The organism is Streptomyces sp. NPDC004542 (assembly GCF_040610035.1).
Classification (GTDB): Bacteria; Actinomycetota; Actinomycetes; order Streptomycetales; family Streptomycetaceae; genus Streptomyces.
Window position 1 is genome coordinate 24,008 of sequence record NZ_JBEXLP010000064.1, and the last position, 18,473, is coordinate 42,480.

Here is an 18,473-nt window from a genome sequence, read left to right on the forward strand (position 1 = left end):
GGGCAGCTCAGCCGCCCGGATGATCGTCAGCTCGTCGTGGTTGTATCTCAGATGATCACCAGGGGTCTCGGGTGGCATGCGGGCGGAGTCGTTTTACGGCCGTAAGGCAGTCGGGGCGCCAGCAAGGGAGTGGCGGTACCTCCGTGGGATTCCATCGTGACTCCCACGGGGACCAGGACGGCGGCGTCGGCAGCGGGCTGGGCACGGCGGTGTCCGGGCGCCGCGGACCCTCAGTGGGCTGAGGACGGACTGGGCTGCGGAGTCTTCGAGGAGGGAGGCTTGTAGCCCTTCGCGCGGTTCAGTATCGCGCCGCCCAGGTTCGCGTGACTCAGGTCTGCGCCGGTCAGGTTCGCGCCGGTCAGGTTCGCCAAGGTCAGATCCGTTGAGAAGAAGGACGCGCCGTACCGCTGCACCCCGGCCAGGGGCGTCTTCTGGCCCATGCCCAGGACGGCGCCGTGCAGGTTTGCGCCCCGCAGGTCCGCGCTACCCAGGTTCGCGCCGGTCAGGATCGCGCCGTCCAAGCCCGCGCCGCGCAGGTTCGCGTTCGTCAGATTCGTGCCGTCCAGGTTCGCGCCATCCAAGTGGGCGTCGGGCAGGACCGCACCGTGTAGGTCCGCGCTGTGCAGGTCCACTGGCGTGTTCTCGGCGAGGGGTGCGGCGAGGATGGTCAGAGCGGCTTGAACATCGTTGGCCGGTTGACCGTCCCCTAGAGTGCCTGGCCGGGCCTTGGGTGAGTGACTGCGGACGTAGGCGGCCAGGACTTGGACGACGGTGGGGGCGTCACGGGGGGAGTCCTGGGCGATGCGCTCAAGCGCGTACATGCCGCCGATCCGCACCTCTTCCGCGGTGTCGCCCAGGTTAGCGACCGCGGCGGTATACCGGTCGGTGACCTGTCCGTCCCGGGCCAGTTGTTGCTCGGTGCTGGCCTGTCGGATCGTCATCCAGGTGAACCCCGCAGCGGCCAGAGTGGAAAAGCTCACCAGAAGGGACATCGAGCGCTCCATCCGCGTCCACCACCGGCCGCCGTCCGCCCCTGCCGCAGTATCTGGCTGGCCGCCGCTGACGGGCGGCGGAGCAGTCCCGCCAGCAGCAGTGGCGTCTGCCGGCGTCGTGGAGGTTACGGTCGGCTGCGTCCCGGCACCGAAGTCGGCTGCGGCTGACCTTGCGGGTGGCACGGAGGCGGGGGTCGGGGCTGGTGCTGAGGTCGGCCACCGAAGGCGCAGGCGCTCGGCGATCCGGTGCAACTGCGCGCGGCGCGCACCAGTTCCAGGGCTGGGCGTGGTCATGACGCAATTTCAGCAAGTCCCCCCACAGTACTGGTTCGTATCGTTCTATACGTGACAATCCTGAGACCGCGGCTGTTCCTGCTGCCTCGTCAGGCACGGCGCGGGAAGTGGCTTGGCGATCCGGCGGAAGACCAGCCACTACCTCGAAGCCGTCAAGCTGCTGCGGAAACCGGAGCACGACCGCCGCGGCGCCACCGCCGAGGAGAAGCGCGTCCTGGCCCGCTGGTCGGGCTGGGGCTCGGTCCCGACCGTGTTCCTGGACGGGCCGGACCCCGATGAGCCGGTCCACCGGCCCGGCGGGGAGTGAGAGGGCAGGTTCGAGACGGATCACGCCCGCTGGGAGTTGTACTCCCGGGTGCGTGGCGAGCTCCGGGACCCACCGCGCGCGAGGTCCGCGGCCGGCTCTCCGGGCTGCACACCGCCTACACCGCGGCGTACGGGCCGCTGTGACGGCCCCGGCAGACCCGGACGGCACTGCCGACCGACGAGGCCAGGGCCGCCGCCCGCGACGCCGGCCTCGACCTGGACGGCGAGGAACGGCTGCCCACGGGCTGGGGCTGGTTCCGTCAGGACCCGCACGCCGCCGTCGTCCTGGGGTTGGAGCGCTGGGACCGGGCGAACGACCGGCCGGTGCCCTCCGAGGTCCTCACCCGGCGGCCGGGCGCCCGCCGCGGCGACCTGGAGCCCACCGACGACCCGAAGACGGCGCTGACGGCCGTGATGGGCGCCACCGGCGGCGTCGACCTGCCGCTCATCGCCTCACTGCTGGGCACCACGCCCGAAGAAGCCCGCCGCCTGGGCACCGAGCTCTTCGACAACCCGGTCACCAAGAAGCAAGAAGCTGGAGCACGTCGGCGCCTACCTGTCCGGGCCGGTACGGCAGAAACCGGACCAGGCGCGCGAGGCTGCGGCCACCGACCCGGCGTACACGGTGAACATCGCCGCGCTGGAAGCGGTGCAGCCGCCGCCTAACTGATCGTTTCAGAATGAGGTTCGCAGGCGGCGGAGGCATATGAGGCTGCAGGCCAGTTCAAGCAGTCCCTGATGGAGATCCGCGCGTCGCTCGTAGCGAATGCGGAGTCGTTTGAACCGGTGCAGCCAGGCGAAGGCGCGCTCGACCACCCAACGGACCTTGCCCAGTCCCGAGCCGTGGGCGACGCCGCGTCGAGCGTGGGCAGGAGGGACAGGCCGCGCTTCATCAGCGCGTACTGCGCGGGGTAGGCCGGCATGTCGGCGAACTGGCGCGGGCTGGAGCTGTCGAGGAGCACCATGCCGGCGACGTCCCCGGGGTACCGGGCGGCGTACGTCAATGCGTACGGGCCTCCGGTGGAGTGCCCGACGAGCACATAGGGTCCGTGCTCACCCGCCGCGGCGAGCAGGGCGTGCAGGTCGGCCGCCGCGGTGACGCCGTCCTGGGGCCCGTCGGCGTCGTCGCTCCAGCCCTGGCCCGCGCGGTCGTAGGCGCACACCCGTGTGGTGTCGCCGACCCGGTCGGTGATCCGGGCCCAGGAGGCGGAGAACTCGCCCAGGCCGTTGAAGAGGACGACCGTCGGTCCGCCCGCGCCTCGGCAGTCGATGTGCAGCCGGTGGTCGCCCACCGTGAACGTCCTGCCCGGAGCAGCGTGGTCGTGCCGGACCAGGGGGAAGGTGACGTCCTGGACCAAGGCTCCGGCGGCGGTCGCGGCCAGGGTGACGAACACCGGGGCCAGCAGCAGACGCGCCCGCGTAGGCAGGGCCCGACGGGCTTGGACGAACATCCAGGCCACCAGGGCCAGCATGGGCGGGGGCCACACCCAGTTCAGCACCGAGAGAGCGGAGTCGTCCGGAGCGAAGGCGACCAGACCCGCTCCGGTGGCCGACATGGCGACCGCGGGGACACGCGCCCAGCGCTGCGGCCGGCGGGCCTTGCGGGCCGAGACGAAGGCGAGCGCGACCCAGCCGGCACCGAAGCCGCACAGCAGCGAACCGGTGACGACCGCCTCGTTGGCTCCGGGGAAGACCAGCATGGTCAGGACCAGAGCGCTCACAGCTCCTCCGAGCAGTGAACCGAGGACGACGCGGGTGACGGGCCAGGCACCCGTACTGCGGTGCGGCTCCGTTGCACGGCTGGGGTCGGTGTGGACGGTCATGGCGGTCTCGCTCTCGCAGTGGGGTGCCGGTGACGGCGTGGTGCACTGCGTCCGAGCGTGGCGCCGATGCCGGGCGCTCGCCCCGGTCAGATGGCCGGGATCGGTGTCAGGCCAGGTCGAGCCGGGCGAGCTCGCTCCGGGAGGTGACCTGGGCCTTGGCGAAGACGTTGCGGAGGTGGAAGGCGACCGTCCGGGGAGAGATCCAGCACTGGGCCGCGACGTCCTTGTTGGACAGGCCGGAGCTCACCAGTCGTGCGATCTGCAGCTCCGTCGGGGTGAGCTTGACCGGTGTGGCGGGGTCGCGCCTGCGCGCGGTCTCCCCGGAGGCACGAAGCTCCTGGTCGGCCCGGGTGGCCAGGGACTCGGCGCGCAGGTCCTGGAAGGTCTCGACGGCCCGGCGCAGGTGCTGCCGGGCGTCGACCCGCCGCTGGACCCGGCGCAGCCACTCCCCGTAGGCAAGTCGGGCCCGCGCCGCGTCGAGCGGTCGGCCGGCGTCCGCATGGTGGGCCGAACGCCAGCGGCGCCTCGGCCTCAAGACCCCGGGTGCGCAGCAAGGTGGCGTCACCGGCACCCGCCACGACCTCGTCGAGCAGCGCCGACTTGCCGACGCCGGGCTCCCCACGGACGACCAGCGCCCCCGCTGTGCCGCCGCACGCCCCCTCGACAAGCTCGGCCAGGAGCTGCCGCTCCGGCCCGCGACCGACCATCACGCCACGAAACATACACCTCGCCCCGCGCGCCGCAGTCCGGGCGCGAACCCCGGCCGTTTGACCGGGGCGACCGGGGCCGCACGCGGTGAGGATTCATTCCATGAACGACCACCACGACCATGTGAACGGCGACCCGGCACCGGGCGACGGACGGCGGCGCCGGATCGGGATCCTGCTCTTCGACGGGGTTGAGGAGCTGGACGCCGTCGGCCCCTGGGAGGTGCTGTCCGCCTGGACGCGGCAGCACCCCGAGGACGGCTGGGACGCCTTCTGCCTCTCGTCCGACGGCCGGCCCGTCCGCGGTGCCAAGACCCTGGTGCTCGGCGCGCACCACTCGATCGACGACGCGCCGGCCATGGACGTCCTGGTCCACCCCGGTGTCCCGCCGGTACGACCTCGTCCTCGACATCGCGGGCAACCCCTCCCTGAGACGGCTGCGGCGAGCCCTCCGGCCCCGAGGGACCGCCGTGTTCGTCGGGGGCGAGGACGCCGGTGCGCTGATCGGCATGGGACGGCAGCTGCGGGGTGCGCTGCTCTCCGTCTTCCTCAGGCAGCGCCTCGCGCTGCTGGTCGCCGAGGAGCGCGCCGCCGACTACGACCGGCTCACGGGATTGATCGAGGCCGGCCGGCTCGTCCCCAGCATCGACCGGGTCCATCCGCTCGAGGACGCGCCGCTCGCCGTGCGGGAGCTGGCGGCGGGGAGCGTCCGCGGCAAGATCGCCATCACCGTGGACCGATGACAGGCCCCGCGCAGCGGCCCGGCTGCCTCACAGGAACGGACACGGATCCACCGATCCGGAACACCGCGCCACTGTTCGATCGGTACGGCGTCCCGGGCCCGCCCCCGCGCCACACCCCTCCGGGGAGCACCGCGAGCGTGCGGTGCGGACGAGAGCCCCGGCCCCGGCGAGCGGGCAGGCTCGGCAGCGGTTCAGGCCCGGCCGACGACGGTACCGCCGTGACCGAGACGGTTCAGGGGTCAGTGTCCGTCACCGCCGGGGCCCTTGGGCCGGGCACGCACATGCATCCGTTCGCCCTGCCGGCCCAGCACGGACAGCACCTCGCACGGCGCCTCGCCGGTGCTGCCGAACCAGTGCGGAACCCGCGTGTCGAACTCCGCGACCTCGCTCGTGCCGAGGACGAGGTCATGCTCACCGATGACGATGCGCAGCTTCCCGGAGATGACGTAGAGCCATTCGTAGCCCTCGTGCGTCTTCAGTTCGACCTTGTTCTTCGTCGTGGGTATGACGATCTTCCACACCTGAACGGCACCCGGCTGACGCGACAGCGGAATGACGGTACGGCCGTGCACCCGATGCGCCTTCAGCCTCACCCGTGGGTCGCCCACCTCAGGGGCCCCGACAAGTTCGTCCAGCGGCACTCCGTACACGTGTGCCAGGGGCAGCAGCAGTTCCAGGTTCGGTTTGCGCTGGCCGGTCTCCAGCCGGGACAGGGTGCTCTTCGAGATGCCGGTCGCGTCGGCCAGCTCCGCGAGGCTGATGTCGCGCTGCGCGCGGATCCGCTTCAGCCGCGGTCCCACCTCGCCGAGCGCGGCGGTGATGCGTTCGTTCGGGTCGTCCATGTCCCCCAGCGAACCGCGCGCGTCCCGGTTTCGGCAACAAAAGTCGTTGCTCACAGGACGGCGGTCGCATGCTCCCAGGCATGAACACCTACGACATCGCAGTCATCGGCGGCGGAGCCGCCGGACTCTCCGCGGCCCTGGTTTTGGCCCGCGCCCGCCGGGAGGTCGTCGTCATCGACGACGGCCGGCCCCGCAACGCCCCGGCCACGCACATGCAGGGCTATCTCTCCCGTGACGGCATGCCGCCGGCCGACCTGCTCGCGGTCGGCCGGGCCGAGGTGGCCGGTTACGGCGGACAGTTCGTCGACCAGACGGTCAGCGGCCTCATGCCGTCGCCGAACGGAACGTTCGGAGTCCTGCTCAAGGACGGCGGCACCCTGCTGGCCCGACGGGTGCTGGTAACCACCGGCCTGAGCGACCGGCTCCCCGACGTCCCGGGCGTGGCCGAGCGGTGGGGCCGCGATCTGCTGCACTGCCCCTACTGCCACGGCCACGAGGTCCGTGACCAGCCCCTAGGTGTCCTCGGGGGGACCCCGGGTGCCGTCCAGCACGCGCTCCTGATCCGGCAGTGGAGTGCGGACGTCGTCTTCTTCGCCCACACCACGCGGCTCACCGACTCCGACCGCGAACGGCTCACCGCCCGCGCCATCGGCATCGTCGAGGGCGCGGTGGCCCGCCTGGTCGTCGAGGACGACCGGCTCGGCGCGGTGGAACTCGCCGACGGCCACCGCGTCCCGCGCACCGCCGTGTTCGTGCGGCCCGAGTTCGTCGGCAACAACGCCCTCGTCCGGGGTCTCGGCGCCCGGACCGACGACGCCGGATGGCCGCTCGTCGACGCCGGCGGCCTCACCTCGGTACCCGGCCTCTGGGTGGCGGGGAACGCCGTGAACTCGCGGGCGCAGGTCATCACCGCCGCGGGCGAGGGCTCCGCCGCCGCCATCGCGATCAACAACGACCTCACCGAGGAGGACGTACAGGACGCCGTCGAGGCGTTCCGCACGGTCCGACCGACCTGATCCGGCGACGCGGCCCACGCGATCCCATCACGCGGCCCACCTGATCCGACACCGTCCGACACCGACGCTCCGAACGAGAGGCACCACCCATGTCCGACAAGAACACCCCCCGGGTCGGACCGCCGACCAAGCACCAGCTCGCGCTGATGATCTGGCTCTGCGTGTTCCCCACCCTGGCTCTGCTCAACGTGACGCTCGCCGGATGGCTGAGCCCCATGTCCACGCTGCTGCGCACCTTCGTGCTCGCCACCATCGCCGTCCCGATCGTCATCTACGGCCTCATGCCGCAACTGCACAAGATCCGCGTCAGAGTCCTGTCCGCACGGAGCACGTCATGAGCAAGGAACGCCGCGTCGCTCTCCTCGGCGGCATCGCCTACCTGATCACCTTCGCGGCGTCGATCCCGGCGCTGCCGCTGCTCGAACCCGTCACCGACCACGCCGACTACGTCCTGGGCGCCGGCCAGGACACCCAGGTGGTCCTCGGCGGCGTCATGGAACTGGTCACCGCCTTCGCCTGTGTCGCCACCGCCCTCGCCCTCTACCCGGTGACCCGGAGGGTCAGCAGGACCGCGGCGCTCGGGTTCGTCTCCTCCCGCCTGGTCGAAGCCGGTCTCATCCTCGTCGGCGTCGTCAGCGTCCTGTCGGTCGTCACCCTCCGTCAGGACCTCGGCGGCACCGACGCACCGGCCGGCCTGACCACCGTCGCCCAGGCCCTGGTCGACGTCCGCGACTGGACCTTCCTCTTCGGCCCCGGGATCATGTCCGCGATCAACGCCCTGTTCCTCGGAACCATGCTGTACCGCGCGGGCCTGGTCCCCCGCTCGCTTCCCGTCCTCGGGCTCATCGGCGCACCGCTCATGGTGGCGAAGTGCATGGTGGTCGCCTTCGGCGGCATGGACGACCTCTCCGTCGTCAGCCTGCTGCTCACCCTCCCCATCGCGGCCTGGGAGTTCGGGCTCGGCCTCTGGCTGACGTTCAAGGGCTTCCGTCCCTCGCCCGTCCTGACCCGCGACTCCGTGCCGGCGTGAAGCCGGGGTTCCGGCCCCGGCGCTCCTGCCCCGCACGAAGTGAACCGACGAACGGATCCGCACCGCCCCCCCTCGCGGAACTCGGCGTCGTAGATGCGCTTGCTGGATGCCATGACCCTCAACTATCCCTCTGGTCAAGGTCTCCACAGTAGGAGGGGATGTGCAGTGGCCAGTCCGAGTGGCCGACGGCCGTCATCTCAAGCGACGCCGAAGGCCCTCTTGACGGGTCGTTCCGGCTCTCATCATGTCCGAACGGGCGGCCTTGCGGCGCCCGAGTGACATCAAAAGTCACTGACATTGATCACGACGCTCGCTCCAGAACGACTCCCGCAGAAACCGACACAGCCCAAAGCCAACCTGAAGCATGTCATCGAGCTGCTCGTCAAAATCGACCTGTCAGGCCCAACAGCCCAATAGGCCCTGAGCAGGCGAGGAAGAAGCCCCGGCGGGGCTGGTACAGGAGCGGCCGCCGGGGGCTTCGGTGCGCCCGTCCCCGGTCACACACGCGCGGTCAGGTGATGGGGACGACGTAGGCGCGGGCGAAGTGGGTGCCGATGTGGGCCTCGTGCAGGTGTCCGGCGATCGCGCGGTCGCCTTCGACGCCCATGACGACGTGGAGGTGGACGAAGCCATTGCGGATCTCGCCGGTGCCGGTCATCTCGCCGGGCAGGTCGTACGTGGTGATGGTGTCCTTGAGAGCGTCGCCTTCGGGCATGGTCGAGACGGTGAAGGAGTCAGCGGCTCCGATCAGGGAGACGATCGCCGCGTCGGTGATGCCGGCCTCGGCGGCCTGGCGGTTCAGCTCGTCGACGAGCTCACCGGAGGGGACTTCAAAGACGATCATGCGGGACTCCGTCCGGTCATGGGGCTCAGCGGCGCAGGTCCGTGGTGGACGCCTTGTCCACCAGCGGCGCGGTGACGATGTCCGAGCCGTGGGTCCTCGGCGTGCGGGTCCTCCACGCCCGTCACGGCAGATCCCGGTCAGGCGTCGTACGCCCAGGCGCGCCCGGTCTGCCGGTACTGCTCGACGGGAACGAGGTCGACGCCGGGCCGCATCCGGCTGAGGTACAGCAGCCCGTCGAGGTGGTCGATCTCGTGGGCGACGAGTCGGGCAAGCCCCCGTTCATAGGCCGTGGTCACGGTGGTGCCGTCCAGTGCGGTGGTCTCGACGGTGATCGGGAGCGGGCGGGGAACAAGGCCGCGGACGTCGAAGAAGGACAGGCATCCCTCGTACTGTTCGCCGGTCTCCTCGGAGGCGGCGGTGATGCGGGGGTTGAGCAGCACGATGGCGCCGGTACCTTCTTCGGGGGCTGGACGACGGCCGCCGCCCGGCCGATGCCGATCTGCGGGGCGGCGATGCCCATGCCCTTGGCGAAGGTGTGGACGCGGGCGATGTGCTCGATGGAGGCGAACAGCATCTCCACGGCCTGCTCGGCGGCCTCCCGCTCGGCGGGCAGGTCGAAGGGGCGGGTCGGTTCGGTCAGGGCGGGGGCGCCGTGCTGGACGACCCGGAGGTCGCGCATCTGCTGGCTGGGCCGCACCTCGGTCACCTGAACTCCCCTGACGTAGCGTCCTGTTCGGGCCGGGCCCGGAATCTCCATTCCAGACGATATCGGGCGTGCTGCGCCGGCTGGGTGGTCGTCCAAGTGAAGGCGCGCATCCCGTTCTCCTCGCGCCGGCTGGGGGCGGAGCGGAGCGGGGACGCCTCGGCGGTCATCGAGGTCTCGGTCCCCACACCATCGGATCGAGCGCGGCGGGGAAGGCGAACTCGACCTCCAGGTGCTCGGTGGGCAGCCGGACGGCGCGCTGGAACCAGCGGCCCCACTTGGTGTCGCTGACGGTGTAGGCGTACGCGATCCACACCGACTCGCCGGGGTAGAGCGGGAAGCGGCCCTGGTCGTTGTCGAACAGCAGTCAGACCTCTCTGAACGCGTCCCGGTCGTGCTTGGTCTGCCACCGCATGGCCTCCCCGCGGCAGGTCGCCGTGAGCGCGAGTTCGTCCCAGGTCAGCGGGTTGGCCCGGTAGTGGGCGTTGGAGCGTTCCGGGTCGCCGGGGTAGCGGTCGACGGAGATGCGGATCAGGTAGCGGGTGATGGGGTCGCTGCCGGTGTTTCGCAGCAGGCGGCGCATGGTGAGCCGGTAGAGGCTGCCGTCGTAGTCGAGACGGGCGGCGTCGTGCTCGACGACGATCGCCGAGCCGGTGGCGTACGGCTGCTCGCTCCGCCTCGGCGTCGGCACGCCGGTCGCGGCCGCTTTTGTCTCTCGGGCCTTCGCCTCCCGGGCTCTGGCCGTCTCGTACTCGCACCAGCGTCTCCAGACGGCCTTGCCCGTGTTCAGCGTCTCGTCCGCGCGGCGGGCGAAGTCCTCGGTCGGCTTGTGCCGACCGGATTCCATGTGGCTGACGTAGGAGGGGTGGAAGCACATCAGCTCTGCGAGGGCCTTCTTCGGCATCCCGCGTACCTCGCGCCAGTAGGCGATCTCGGCCGCGAAGTCCGCCGCGGCCTGTTCCACGGTGACCGCGTCGCCCTGCGCGTCCATCAAAGCCCCTCGCTCGATCGGCTGACTTGAGTGCGTGAGTGAACCGTGAGTGAGGACGGTTCACCATTCTGTCGCCGTCCTTGCCGCCGGTTTCCTTCCTTCACCGGCCCGGTTCGACCCCCGCGGCCGACGAGGGGTGTGCGATGCGCCTGCTGTATCTGCTCAACGTCTCCAACCCGAACCGGCTGTCGGCGGACTCCGGCTTCACCTTCGCCGACCTGCTCGCCCCGGCTCTGACCGATGCCGGGGCCGAGGTGACCGTGGCCGCCCCGGTCGCTGCCGGGGACGCCCGGGTGGGCTTCGAGCCCACCGAGGTGCCGGCCACGAAGTACCGGGCCCGCTTCGTCCCGGGCCTGGACGCCCTGGTCGACCTCGTCCGCCGTACGCGGCCGGAGGTAGTGGTGGCCAACCAGGTCGAGGCCGCCCCGGCGATCCGGGCCGCGCTGCTGGAAGCACACGTCGACGCACTGATCGCCGGGTACTGCCACTACCTGCCGTTCTCCTTCGCCGGCGACGGATGCCTTCGGCCGGACCCGTCGCCGGACGACGGCGGGCTCGGCCGGAGCGTGCTGCTGGCCTTCGCCGCCGCGGTTTCCGCGAGTGCGCGATGCTGTCCCGCGGCAGCGAGTACGGCATGGACGACGCCGAGGCCGCCGAACGCATCGCCGCCTGGACGGCCGGCGGCGAGGGCGAGTTCGCGCAGTTCGCCGTCTCCGGGGCCCGCGAAGGCGTCGCCTTCGCCCACGGGGCGGCCCGGGCCCCGGCCCTGTTCGACCAGCTCAACGACCCGGCATGGCTGTACGCCCGGTTCACCGCCGGACACGGTGAGCAGGCCGTCGCCGGATGACCGCCCCGGCCCTGGTGCTCGTCGAGCCGGGCGCCCACCGCCTCGGCGGGCACCGGCACCGCACCCTGACCGCGCTCTGGCCGTCCCACGTTCCCTCACTCACTCGGCAGTGCCGTCTTTTCTCCCCGACACTCGCGAGCCGGCTGATCGACAACTGACTCCAGAACCGGTCGAAATCGCTGTTCCTGGAGATGAACGAAGCCACTTCGTCACCACCGAATGTGAGACAAGGCCGTTGACCAGACACTTCCTTCACTTCAGCCGTCAGCGTCCGCGCGGATCGGCCGACGGCTGTATGGGTGCACCTGACAGCCCCTCTCATCGGTTTGGAGAGCCTGCTGGTCGCGGCGGGGGCAGGCCAGCGTCTCGTGTCGGACGAGCCGGGGGAGGTGTTCCAGCGGGCGGTGCCGGAGCGGCAACTCGATCAGGGCGACGGCCGGTGTCGAAGTGATGACCGGAAGCTGCCGGCCGCGATCGCGCGCGTTGTGATCTGGGCGGCACAGGCGTGTAGGGCGGTGGTGAGTGTCGCTGCCGTCTTCTCGGGCGGCTCGTGTCCGTCGGTGGATGTCGTCGGGTACGCGCTGAACCGGGGGCGGTCGGCGTAGGTGCCGGGGTAGGGGGTCAGGCCGCCGTGGTTGCGGGTGCGGCTGCGGATGAGCCGCGGTAGGTGTCGGGGGCGGCGGTCCGATCAGGCGTTGACGGGGCCGATGCAGGCGCCTACGGCGCTGAACTGGTCCCAGTGGTGGGGGCGGTGCCGCGAACGTGCGCACATCCGTCCCCTGTCGGCCAGGTCCTGCCGCTCACCGGGCAAGTCAGCGGCAAGTGCCTGGCAAGAGGGAGAGGCCACGGTGTCGTAACCGCTGTCGGTATCGATCCTGGAGCAATTGAGCGTGTCTCCCAGCAGTACCTCCCAAGGCCTTCCCGACCACGACACGGTCGCGGCCCACCGCATCTCCCGGTCGGGGCTCGGCTCCGCGACCTCCGCCATCCTCGACGCCTACCGCACCTGCGAGTTCGCTACTCTGGGGCGGGACGGAACTCCGCTGGCCTGGCCCACGGCGGTCGCGCGTCGCGACGACGGGACCCTGCTGGTGACCACTTGCCTGGCATTCGCGCAGAAGGCGTTGAACGTACGGCGCGACGGCCGGGTCGCCCTGCTCTTCTCCGATCCGACGGGCAGCGGCCTCGGCCACGCGCCGCAGGTGTTCATCAGCGGCCGCGCCGAGTGTCCCGACACGATCATGACGGGTCCCCAGGGCGCCGAGGACTACTGGCGCAGGCTCTTCGAGCGGCAGCCGCACAGCCGCTCGTACCTGACACATCCCATGAGGCCGCTCATGTCGTGGTACTACCTGCGCCTGCTCATCACCATCGAGCCGGAACACGTCATCGTACGGGCGCCGTCGAAAGACCTGACGCACTGCGGAGCATCAGCGTCCGTGCCGGGTACGCGGTCACTGCCCGGAGTGGCGCAACTGCGGCGCGCGCCCTCGGCCGTGCTGGCCGCACGGGACGCCTCGGGGGCTCCGGTCCTGGCCCGCACCGTGCCGCGGCCGACTCCATCGGGCTACCTGGTCGACGTGCCGGCTGACTGCCCTGTCGAGGACGGGCCGGCCGGCCTGCTGGTCCACCGGCACGACGAACGACTCAACCACATGTACAACGCCTTCGTGCGCGGCACCGTGGAGCGGACCGAGGCGGGCTGGCTGCTGGTGCCTTCCACCGTGATCGAACCCATGGGCTCGGGGCGCGCGAGGGACGCCCTGCGGGTCCTTCGCCAAACAAAGCGGTCGACCGACCGCTACCTCGCACGCCGGGGGCTGAGCCGCCCGAAGGTCGAGTGGGACCGGTTCCACACCCTCGCGCGGTCGGCACCGGTCACGCAGGCCGCTTCGTTGCCGGTGAAGGGCTCCCCCCACCACTGACGGCGGACGACACCATTGAGGACGGATGCCCCGCGGCGTCCCGGGCGGGCGAGGCCACTCGTCCGTTCCAGGCGCGAGCAGTGAGGATGTTCCGTCACGCTGGCATCACTTACGATGTTCTTGGCATGGTCACATTTAAAGTGCTCGGTCCGTTGCGGGTGGAGGTCGACGGACAGCTGACGGACACGCGGGGCCGGCTCGCCCGCATGGTCCTGGTCCAACTGCTGCTCGCCCAAGGCACGGTCGTGCCCACGGACCGCATCGTGGAGAGGCTGTGGCCGAGCCGCGTCCCGCCGAGCGCACAGGCATCGCTCCATGCCTACATCGCGCGTCTGCGGCGAACCCTGGAACCACGGCGGGCGCCGCGGACTCCTGCCCGGATCCTGGTCAGCGCACCCTACGGCTACGCCCTCGCCGTGGAGCGGGACGCGGTGGACGCGTGGGTGTTCGAGGACCGGGTGGCGGCTGGTTCCGCGACGGGGCTGCCCGCCCACCTTGCTGCCGACTGCCTGTCCCGGGCACTCGCCGGCTGGGACGGGCAGCCGTACGCCGAGTTCGCGGACGAGCCGTGGACCGCGGGTGAGCGCACCCGGCTGGAGGAGGTACGCCGCACCGCACGCGAGCGGCTCACCGCGGCACAGCTGCGCTGCGGTCAGGCCGTGCAAGCGCTCACCGAGGCACGGGCACTGACCAGGGAACAGCCCCTGCACGAGGAGGGGTGGCGGCTGCTGGCGCTGGCGCTGTGGGCTCGCGACCGCCAAGGAGAGGCACTGACGGTGCTGCGCCAGGCCCGGCGCGTCCTCGGCGAGGAACTCGGCGTCGACCCCGGCCCCGCCCTGCTGGAGACGGAGCAGGCACTGCTGCACCAGCGGCTCGATCTCCTGCACAGGGAGACCGCTGTGCCCGCCGCGGTCTGCGGGCGCCCCGGCGCGGCTCGAGCCGCGCACGCCGCGCAGGAGCCGGCCGCGGCCGAGGAACACCAACCGCCTTCCAGTCCCACGATGCTGACGGCGGGCCCCCTGCTGGGCCGCGACGAGGACCTGGCCCGGCTGGCTCGTGCCGCCGACCGGGCCCGGACCGGTCGGTCACAGGTGGTCCTTGTCTCCGGCGAAGCAGGCATCGGCAAGTCGAGCCTCCTGGAAGCCGCCCTTGGTCAACTGCCGGCGCAGGGCTGGCTGTCCGCCATCGGGCAGTGCCCGGAGAGCGAGGGCGCCCCGCCCGGCCGTGCTTGGTTCGACTTGCTGCCGTGCCTCGCGCAGGCCGCCCCGCCGGGCCCGTACGCCGACGAACTCGCCGCGCTGCTCGCTCCGGGCACCGAGAGCGGCCCCGGGCAGCCGGACGGCAGCCCAGCGCGACGCTTCCGTCTCCACAAGGCGTTGCTCGGCTGGCTCCGAAACGCCGCTCGGCGCCAGCCCCTGGCGATCTTCGTGGACGACCTGCACCGGGGCGACCAGGAGAGCGTGGAGCTGTTCCTGCTGTGCGCCGAACAACTGCGTGACGTCCCTGTGCTCCTGGTCGGCTCGTTCCGTACCGGAGAGGGCGATCTGACCGCGGTTCTGGCCCGTCTGGCTGCCTGCGCTCCCGTACGGCTGGCCCTGGGCGGACTGTCGGACACCGAGGCGAAGGCATTCTTGAGACGCGCTGCGGCCGGCATGACCGAGCGGGCCGCCGTGGCCCTGGCCGAGCGGGCCGGCGGAAACCCCTTCTACCTGCGCGAGAGTTGCCTGCTGCTGGCCGGCGAGGGCGAGGAGCGGGCACTGGCCAGCATCCCGCAGGGAGTCCAGGACGTGCTGCGGCGCCGGCTGGCCCTGCTCGCGCCGACTGCCACGGCCGGACTGCGCCTGGCCGCCGTCGCGGGACGCGAGGCACCGGTCCCGCTCCTGATCCACGCCGCGGACCACGATGCCGACCAGCTCCTCGACGCCCTGGACGCCGGTATCGCCGCGGGACTGCTCACCGAACCCAGACCCGGCACGGTCCGCTTCACTCACGCCCTCGTACGGGACGCGCTGGAAGCCGACCTCACTCGCCTTCGACTGGCCCGCATGCACTCCAGGCTGGGCCGGAGCCTGATCGCCCTGGGCTCCGACGACGTCGCCGCCATCGCCCACCACCTCCTCGAGGCGGCCACGGTGCTGACCGACGACGCCGAGCCCGCGGTCCACCACGCCCGCCTCGCGGGTGAGCAGGCCGTACGCCGCTACGCCCCGCGGAACGCCGAAACCCTCCTCGACGCGGCGCTGGGCCTGCTGGCCGCTCACCCGGCCGCCTTCGCGGGCCAGGACGTCGCGCTGCTGCGGGTCCGGCTACTGGGCCAGCTGGTCGACTGCCGGATCAGGATGGGCGCCGTCGTCCCCGCACGCGAAGCCCAGCAGCAAGCCGTGCGGATCGCCCGCGCCGAAGGCCGGGACGACCTGCTGACCGCGGCCTACACGACCTGGACCGAACCGACCCCCTGGCGCGTCCGCGCCTACGCGGACTCCGACCCAGAAGCCGTCGAGGAGCTCGGCAGGCTGCTTGAGACCGGGAGCCCCGACGACCGGCAGCGGTGCCTGCTCCTCGACCAGCTCGCCGACGCGCTCGACGACAGTGATCCGCGGGCCGTGGCCGTCGCACACCAGGCGGTCGAACTCGCCCGTGCCCTCGGCGAGCCCCGGCTGCGGGGCCTGACCCTCACCTCGCTGCTGCGCCGGATCGACTGCGAACTCGATACCGCGGCCTACCGGCCACTCCACGAGGAACTCACCGAGGTCGCCGACTCCCAGGACAACCCCGAGTTCTCCTGGATGAGCGCCTACACCGCCGCCCGCCTCGCAGCTGCGGACAACGAGCCCCAACGCATGGAGCAGTGCCTCGTACGGGCCGACGAGATCGCCCGTACCTACGAACTCCACGGCGCCTTCGCGGTGGCCAGGCTGCGCCGCCCCATGCTCGCCATGGCGCAGGGCCGTTTCGAGGAGGCGGAGCAGGAACTGGGCGCGGCGGTGGCGGACCTACGGGCGGCCGGAGCGGTGGACCTCAGCGGACTCGCGGGCCTGGCCGTCGGGTGCATCCGGCTCCAGCAGGGCCGCCTCGCCGAAGTCCTCCCCATGATCCTCGCGGTGTGGGAGCAGTACCAGCCGCACAACGAAGCCCTCACGGCCCTGGCCCTGCTCGCCGCCGACCGCCCAAAAGAGGCCGGGGAGGTCTTCGACCGACGCGCGCCGCTCCTGCGTGACTTCGCCTATCCGATCCTCGCCGGCCTGCGCGGCGCGGCCGCCATCGCCTTCGACGATCGGGAGGCCGCCGCCGAGGTCTACACGGACTTGCTGCCCCTCCAGGGGCTGGCAGGCGGCGCGAGCAGCCTCAGCATCGTCTACCGGCCCGTCGCCCAGACGTTGGGCGACCTCGCCCGGTTCCTGGGCAGCCCGGCCCGGGCCAGGCGCCACTACCTCGACGCCGTACGGGTGGCCGCCGCATGGGAGTCGCCCCATTGGGAGGCCGCCGCCCGAGCCGCCCTGGCCGCTCTGCCGGCGGCGCCCACCTCGGCACGCCGACGCTACGGTTGACCACCCCCCAGTTCGACCATGAACTCCGCCGCCAGATCGAGGTACTCCCCAGGCGAGTCCGCCGTCAGCTGGAGGTCCACCAGTACCTCGTCAGTATCCGCCCGGCACATCGTCCTCACATGGTCACAAAGCTGGCGCACGGTCCCCCGGTGGTAGGTCTCAGCCGGATCCGCCTCGGCCGGGGTGACATGGGCGTTGACTCGAAACACCCGGCGCAGCGCATCCGCATCGCGCCCCGCCCGCTCGGCCGCTTCGCGGGCCACCGCCCACAGGCCGTCGAAGTACGGCAGCGGCATCGAGGCCGCGAGCCAGCCGTCCGCACGCCTGCCTACCCGCTCCAGGGCGACCGGGGTGAAGCCACCCAGCAGAAGGGGCGGCCGCGGCCTCTGAACGGGCTGAGGCAGGACGGTCGACGAAGGGATCGTCCACAGCGGGCCCGTGTGCGCGACCGTGCCGGACCGCCACACGGCCTCGAGGACGTCCAGCGTCTCCTCCAGCCGGCCCCCGCGCCCCTGCCACGGCACTCCGACGGCGTCGTACTCCTCACGCATCCAGCCCAGCCCGAGGCCCACGTCCAGACGCCCGCGGCTGATCAGGTCCAGTGTCGTCAGTGCCCGGGCCAGGACGAGGGGCGGCTGCCACAGCGCGTTGAGCGTGCTGCTGCCCAGGCGCACCCGCTCGGTCACCGAGGCCGCCACGCCCAGCGCGAGCAACGGATCGAGGTGCGTGCCGTACCGGACCGGCATCGTGCCGCCCGGGTAGCCCTCGGGCGGAGTCAGCGGCGCCAGCAGCCGGTCGGCCACCCACAGGCTGTGACAGCCCAAGGCCTCCAGGGCCGCACACATCACGGCAGTGTGATCGGGGTCGGCGAAGGGGCCGAACTGGGGGACAGAAAATCCGATGCGCATCGATTAGGGGGTTCCTCAAGCGGTTCGGTCGGTACAGGACGGACGGCGGGCCGGACATCCGGGCCCCGCCGCAGAGGGGCCGCGGCTCACACGGACGCGTGCCGACCGCGGATCCGACGGATCTCGCGCCGGTACTGCCACTGCCCGAGCACCTTCCACACCACCCGCGCGGCGACCGGCAGGCGGGCGAGAAACTCCCGGCGCTCATCGGGCGGACAGTCCTCCAGGATGGCACCCAGCGCGATCATCAGACGGTTCCTGGGCGTCTCGGCCAGACCCCGCTCCCCGACCGCACGCCACTCCTTCTCGTTCACGTGGCGCACGACCAGCGGCATGACCTCCCGCTCCTCCTCATCGAGATGAGCACTCAACTGGCGGTGGTGTCGGCGCAGCACCTCGGCCAGCTCGTCACGGTCGGCTGCCAGCGCCTGTGCCCGCCACCGCTCCATGAGCACCTCGACCTCGTCCATCCCAGCGCTGAGCTCGTGGTGCTGCGCCTCCATCGCCAGCACCTGCTCGGCATCCAGATCAAGGTGGGGGAGCAGTGCAGGCCAGAGCATCTCGTCCTCCCCGGTGTGATGGGCGTGCAGCCCGACGGTGTACTCCCGCCAGTGCTCGGCGAGGACCCCCGCGCGGGCGGTGTCCGAGGCCGAAACGTCCTGCACGAGCTCGGACAGCAAGCGCGACTCGCGGCGGAACACCCGGTGGATCATCACCATCTCGCGGATGTAGGGATGGTCGGTGAAGTGTGAAGCGTTACTCGTCGTCATGCCCGCAAGCCTGCTGACGACGGTTGCCACCCACTTGCACCCCACTTGCCGTCCCCACCCCGCACCTAGCGCTGCGAACCAGTACCGATGGGTGTGTCAATTTAACGGCTGATCTTGGTTGTTGAGGTTCAGTTGTTGGCCGGGGTGAGCCGGCCCTCGAAGGCGATCTGGAACGCGTTGAGGG

The 18,473-nt window shown here is 71.4% G+C and carries 19 protein-coding genes and 4 pseudogenes; 11 read left to right on the forward strand and 12 right to left on the reverse strand.

The genetic code is table 11. The features are described from left to right. Positions 1–230: 230 nt before the first annotated feature. Positions 231–992 carry a pentapeptide repeat-containing protein gene (locus tag ABZX30_RS27560; RefSeq protein WP_355938069.1) on the reverse strand — a complete coding sequence of 254 codons (762 nt, stop codon included), beginning with the start codon at positions 990–992 and terminating at the stop codon, positions 231–233. A 406-nt stretch (positions 993–1,398) separates the two neighbouring features. On the opposite strand from ABZX30_RS27560, the gene ABZX30_RS27565 reads away from it, so the two are divergent. After that, positions 1,399–1,593, forward strand: coding sequence for a hypothetical protein (locus ABZX30_RS27565; protein ID WP_355938071.1), 195 nt, complete (start codon positions 1,399–1,401; stop codon positions 1,591–1,593). A gap of 323 nt (positions 1,594–1,916) precedes the next feature. Beyond that, complete coding sequence (locus tag ABZX30_RS27570; protein WP_355938073.1) at positions 1,917–2,258, forward strand: hypothetical protein; 342 nt, start codon at positions 1,917–1,919, stop codon at positions 2,256–2,258. 9 nt (positions 2,259–2,267) lie between these two features. On the opposite strand, the pseudogene ABZX30_RS27575 reads toward ABZX30_RS27570, so the two are convergent. The 4 genes and pseudogenes from ABZX30_RS27575 to ABZX30_RS27590 form a co-directional block, all read right to left on the reverse strand. Further along, positions 2,268–2,456 (reverse strand): annotated as a pseudogene (locus tag ABZX30_RS27575) (transposase); the annotation flags it as partial. 20 nt (positions 2,457–2,476) lie between these two features. Continuing rightward, positions 2,477–3,415 (reverse strand): annotated as a pseudogene (locus ABZX30_RS27580) (alpha/beta hydrolase); the annotation flags it as partial. A 106-nt stretch (positions 3,416–3,521) separates the two neighbouring features. After that, positions 3,522–3,950: a helix-turn-helix transcriptional regulator gene (locus tag ABZX30_RS27585; protein ID WP_355938074.1), complete on the reverse strand. Its 429-nt coding sequence runs from the start codon at positions 3,948–3,950 to the stop codon at positions 3,522–3,524. A 34-nt stretch (positions 3,951–3,984) separates the two neighbouring features. Next, positions 3,985–4,137: pseudogene (locus ABZX30_RS27590) on the reverse strand (ATP-binding protein); the annotation flags it as partial. Positions 4,138–4,502: 365 nt separating this feature from the next. On the opposite strand from ABZX30_RS27590, the gene ABZX30_RS27595 reads away from it, so the two are divergent. Next, positions 4,503–4,865, forward strand: coding sequence for a zinc-binding dehydrogenase (locus tag ABZX30_RS27595; RefSeq protein WP_355938076.1), 363 nt, complete (start codon positions 4,503–4,505; stop codon positions 4,863–4,865). A gap of 239 nt (positions 4,866–5,104) precedes the next feature. On the opposite strand, the gene ABZX30_RS27600 is transcribed toward ABZX30_RS27595, so the two are convergent. Further along, positions 5,105–5,707, reverse strand: a complete 603-nt coding sequence (locus ABZX30_RS27600) for an XRE family transcriptional regulator (RefSeq protein WP_355938078.1) — start codon at positions 5,705–5,707, stop codon at positions 5,105–5,107. Between the two features lie 80 nt (positions 5,708–5,787). On the opposite strand from ABZX30_RS27600, the gene ABZX30_RS27605 reads away from it, so the two are divergent. From ABZX30_RS27605 to ABZX30_RS27615, 3 genes are all read left to right on the forward strand, one after another. Continuing rightward, positions 5,788–6,723 (forward strand): NAD(P)/FAD-dependent oxidoreductase, encoded by a 936-nt coding sequence (locus tag ABZX30_RS27605; protein WP_355938080.1) that lies wholly within the window; start codon positions 5,788–5,790, stop codon positions 6,721–6,723. Positions 6,724–6,812: 89 nt separating this feature from the next. After that, a complete protein-coding gene (locus ABZX30_RS27610) occupies positions 6,813–7,061 on the forward strand; it encodes a hypothetical protein (protein WP_190152145.1) in 249 nt (82 codons plus the stop codon). Next, entirely contained in the window at positions 7,058–7,753 is a 696-nt protein-coding gene (locus ABZX30_RS27615; protein WP_355938082.1) for a DUF4386 domain-containing protein, read from the forward strand. Before ABZX30_RS27610 ends, ABZX30_RS27615 begins: the two co-directional genes overlap by 4 nt. A gap of 511 nt (positions 7,754–8,264) precedes the next feature. Here ABZX30_RS27615 and ABZX30_RS27620 read toward each other — a convergent pair. From ABZX30_RS27620 to ABZX30_RS27635, 4 genes and pseudogenes are all read right to left on the reverse strand, one after another. Further along, positions 8,265–8,597, reverse strand: a complete 333-nt coding sequence (locus ABZX30_RS27620) for a DUF296 domain-containing protein (protein WP_355938084.1) — start codon at positions 8,595–8,597, stop codon at positions 8,265–8,267. A gap of 137 nt (positions 8,598–8,734) precedes the next feature. Further along, positions 8,735–9,354 (reverse strand): annotated as a pseudogene (locus ABZX30_RS27625) (peptide deformylase). Positions 9,355–9,466: 112 nt separating this feature from the next. Further along, positions 9,467–9,616 carry a hypothetical protein gene (locus ABZX30_RS27630; RefSeq protein WP_355938086.1) on the reverse strand — a complete coding sequence of 50 codons (150 nt, stop codon included), beginning with the start codon at positions 9,614–9,616 and terminating at the stop codon, positions 9,467–9,469. A 51-nt stretch (positions 9,617–9,667) separates the two neighbouring features. Continuing rightward, complete coding sequence (locus ABZX30_RS27635; RefSeq protein WP_355938087.1) at positions 9,668–10,291, reverse strand: helix-turn-helix transcriptional regulator; 624 nt, start codon at positions 10,289–10,291, stop codon at positions 9,668–9,670. 607 nt (positions 10,292–10,898) lie between these two features. On the opposite strand from ABZX30_RS27635, the gene ABZX30_RS27640 reads away from it, so the two are divergent. The 5 genes from ABZX30_RS27640 (at position 10,899) to ABZX30_RS27660 (ending at position 16,611) form a co-directional block, all read left to right on the forward strand. After that, positions 10,899–11,138: a hypothetical protein gene (locus tag ABZX30_RS27640; protein ID WP_355938089.1), complete on the forward strand. Its 240-nt coding sequence runs from the start codon at positions 10,899–10,901 to the stop codon at positions 11,136–11,138. Next, positions 11,135–11,296 carry a hypothetical protein gene (locus ABZX30_RS27645; RefSeq protein WP_355938090.1) on the forward strand — a complete coding sequence of 54 codons (162 nt, stop codon included), beginning with the start codon at positions 11,135–11,137 and terminating at the stop codon, positions 11,294–11,296. The genes ABZX30_RS27640 and ABZX30_RS27645 overlap by 4 nt, the downstream gene beginning before the upstream one ends. A 168-nt stretch (positions 11,297–11,464) precedes the next feature. Next, entirely contained in the window at positions 11,465–11,743 is a 279-nt protein-coding gene (locus ABZX30_RS27650) for a hypothetical protein (RefSeq protein ID WP_355938092.1), read from the forward strand. 285 nt (positions 11,744–12,028) lie between these two features. Continuing rightward, complete coding sequence (locus ABZX30_RS27655) at positions 12,029–13,063, forward strand: pyridoxamine 5'-phosphate oxidase family protein (protein WP_355938094.1); 1,035 nt, start codon at positions 12,029–12,031, stop codon at positions 13,061–13,063. Positions 13,064–13,188: 125 nt separating this feature from the next. Further along, positions 13,189–16,611: a BTAD domain-containing putative transcriptional regulator gene (locus tag ABZX30_RS27660; RefSeq protein ID WP_355938096.1), complete on the forward strand. Its 3,423-nt coding sequence runs from the start codon at positions 13,189–13,191 to the stop codon at positions 16,609–16,611. Here the strand turns inward: ABZX30_RS27660 and ABZX30_RS27665 are convergent. Together ABZX30_RS27665 and ABZX30_RS27670 are read right to left on the reverse strand one after the other, a co-directional pair. Continuing rightward, positions 16,602–17,519: a TIGR03619 family F420-dependent LLM class oxidoreductase gene (locus tag ABZX30_RS27665; protein WP_355938098.1), complete on the reverse strand. Its 918-nt coding sequence runs from the start codon at positions 17,517–17,519 to the stop codon at positions 16,602–16,604. The genes ABZX30_RS27660 and ABZX30_RS27665 overlap by 10 nt on opposite strands. Positions 17,520–17,605: 86 nt before the next feature. Next, the gene (locus ABZX30_RS27670; protein WP_355938100.1) at positions 17,606–18,319 is read right to left on the reverse strand and encodes a hemerythrin domain-containing protein; all 714 of its coding nucleotides are present in this window, start codon (positions 18,317–18,319) and stop codon (positions 17,606–17,608) included. Between the last annotated feature and the right edge of the window lie 154 nt (positions 18,320–18,473).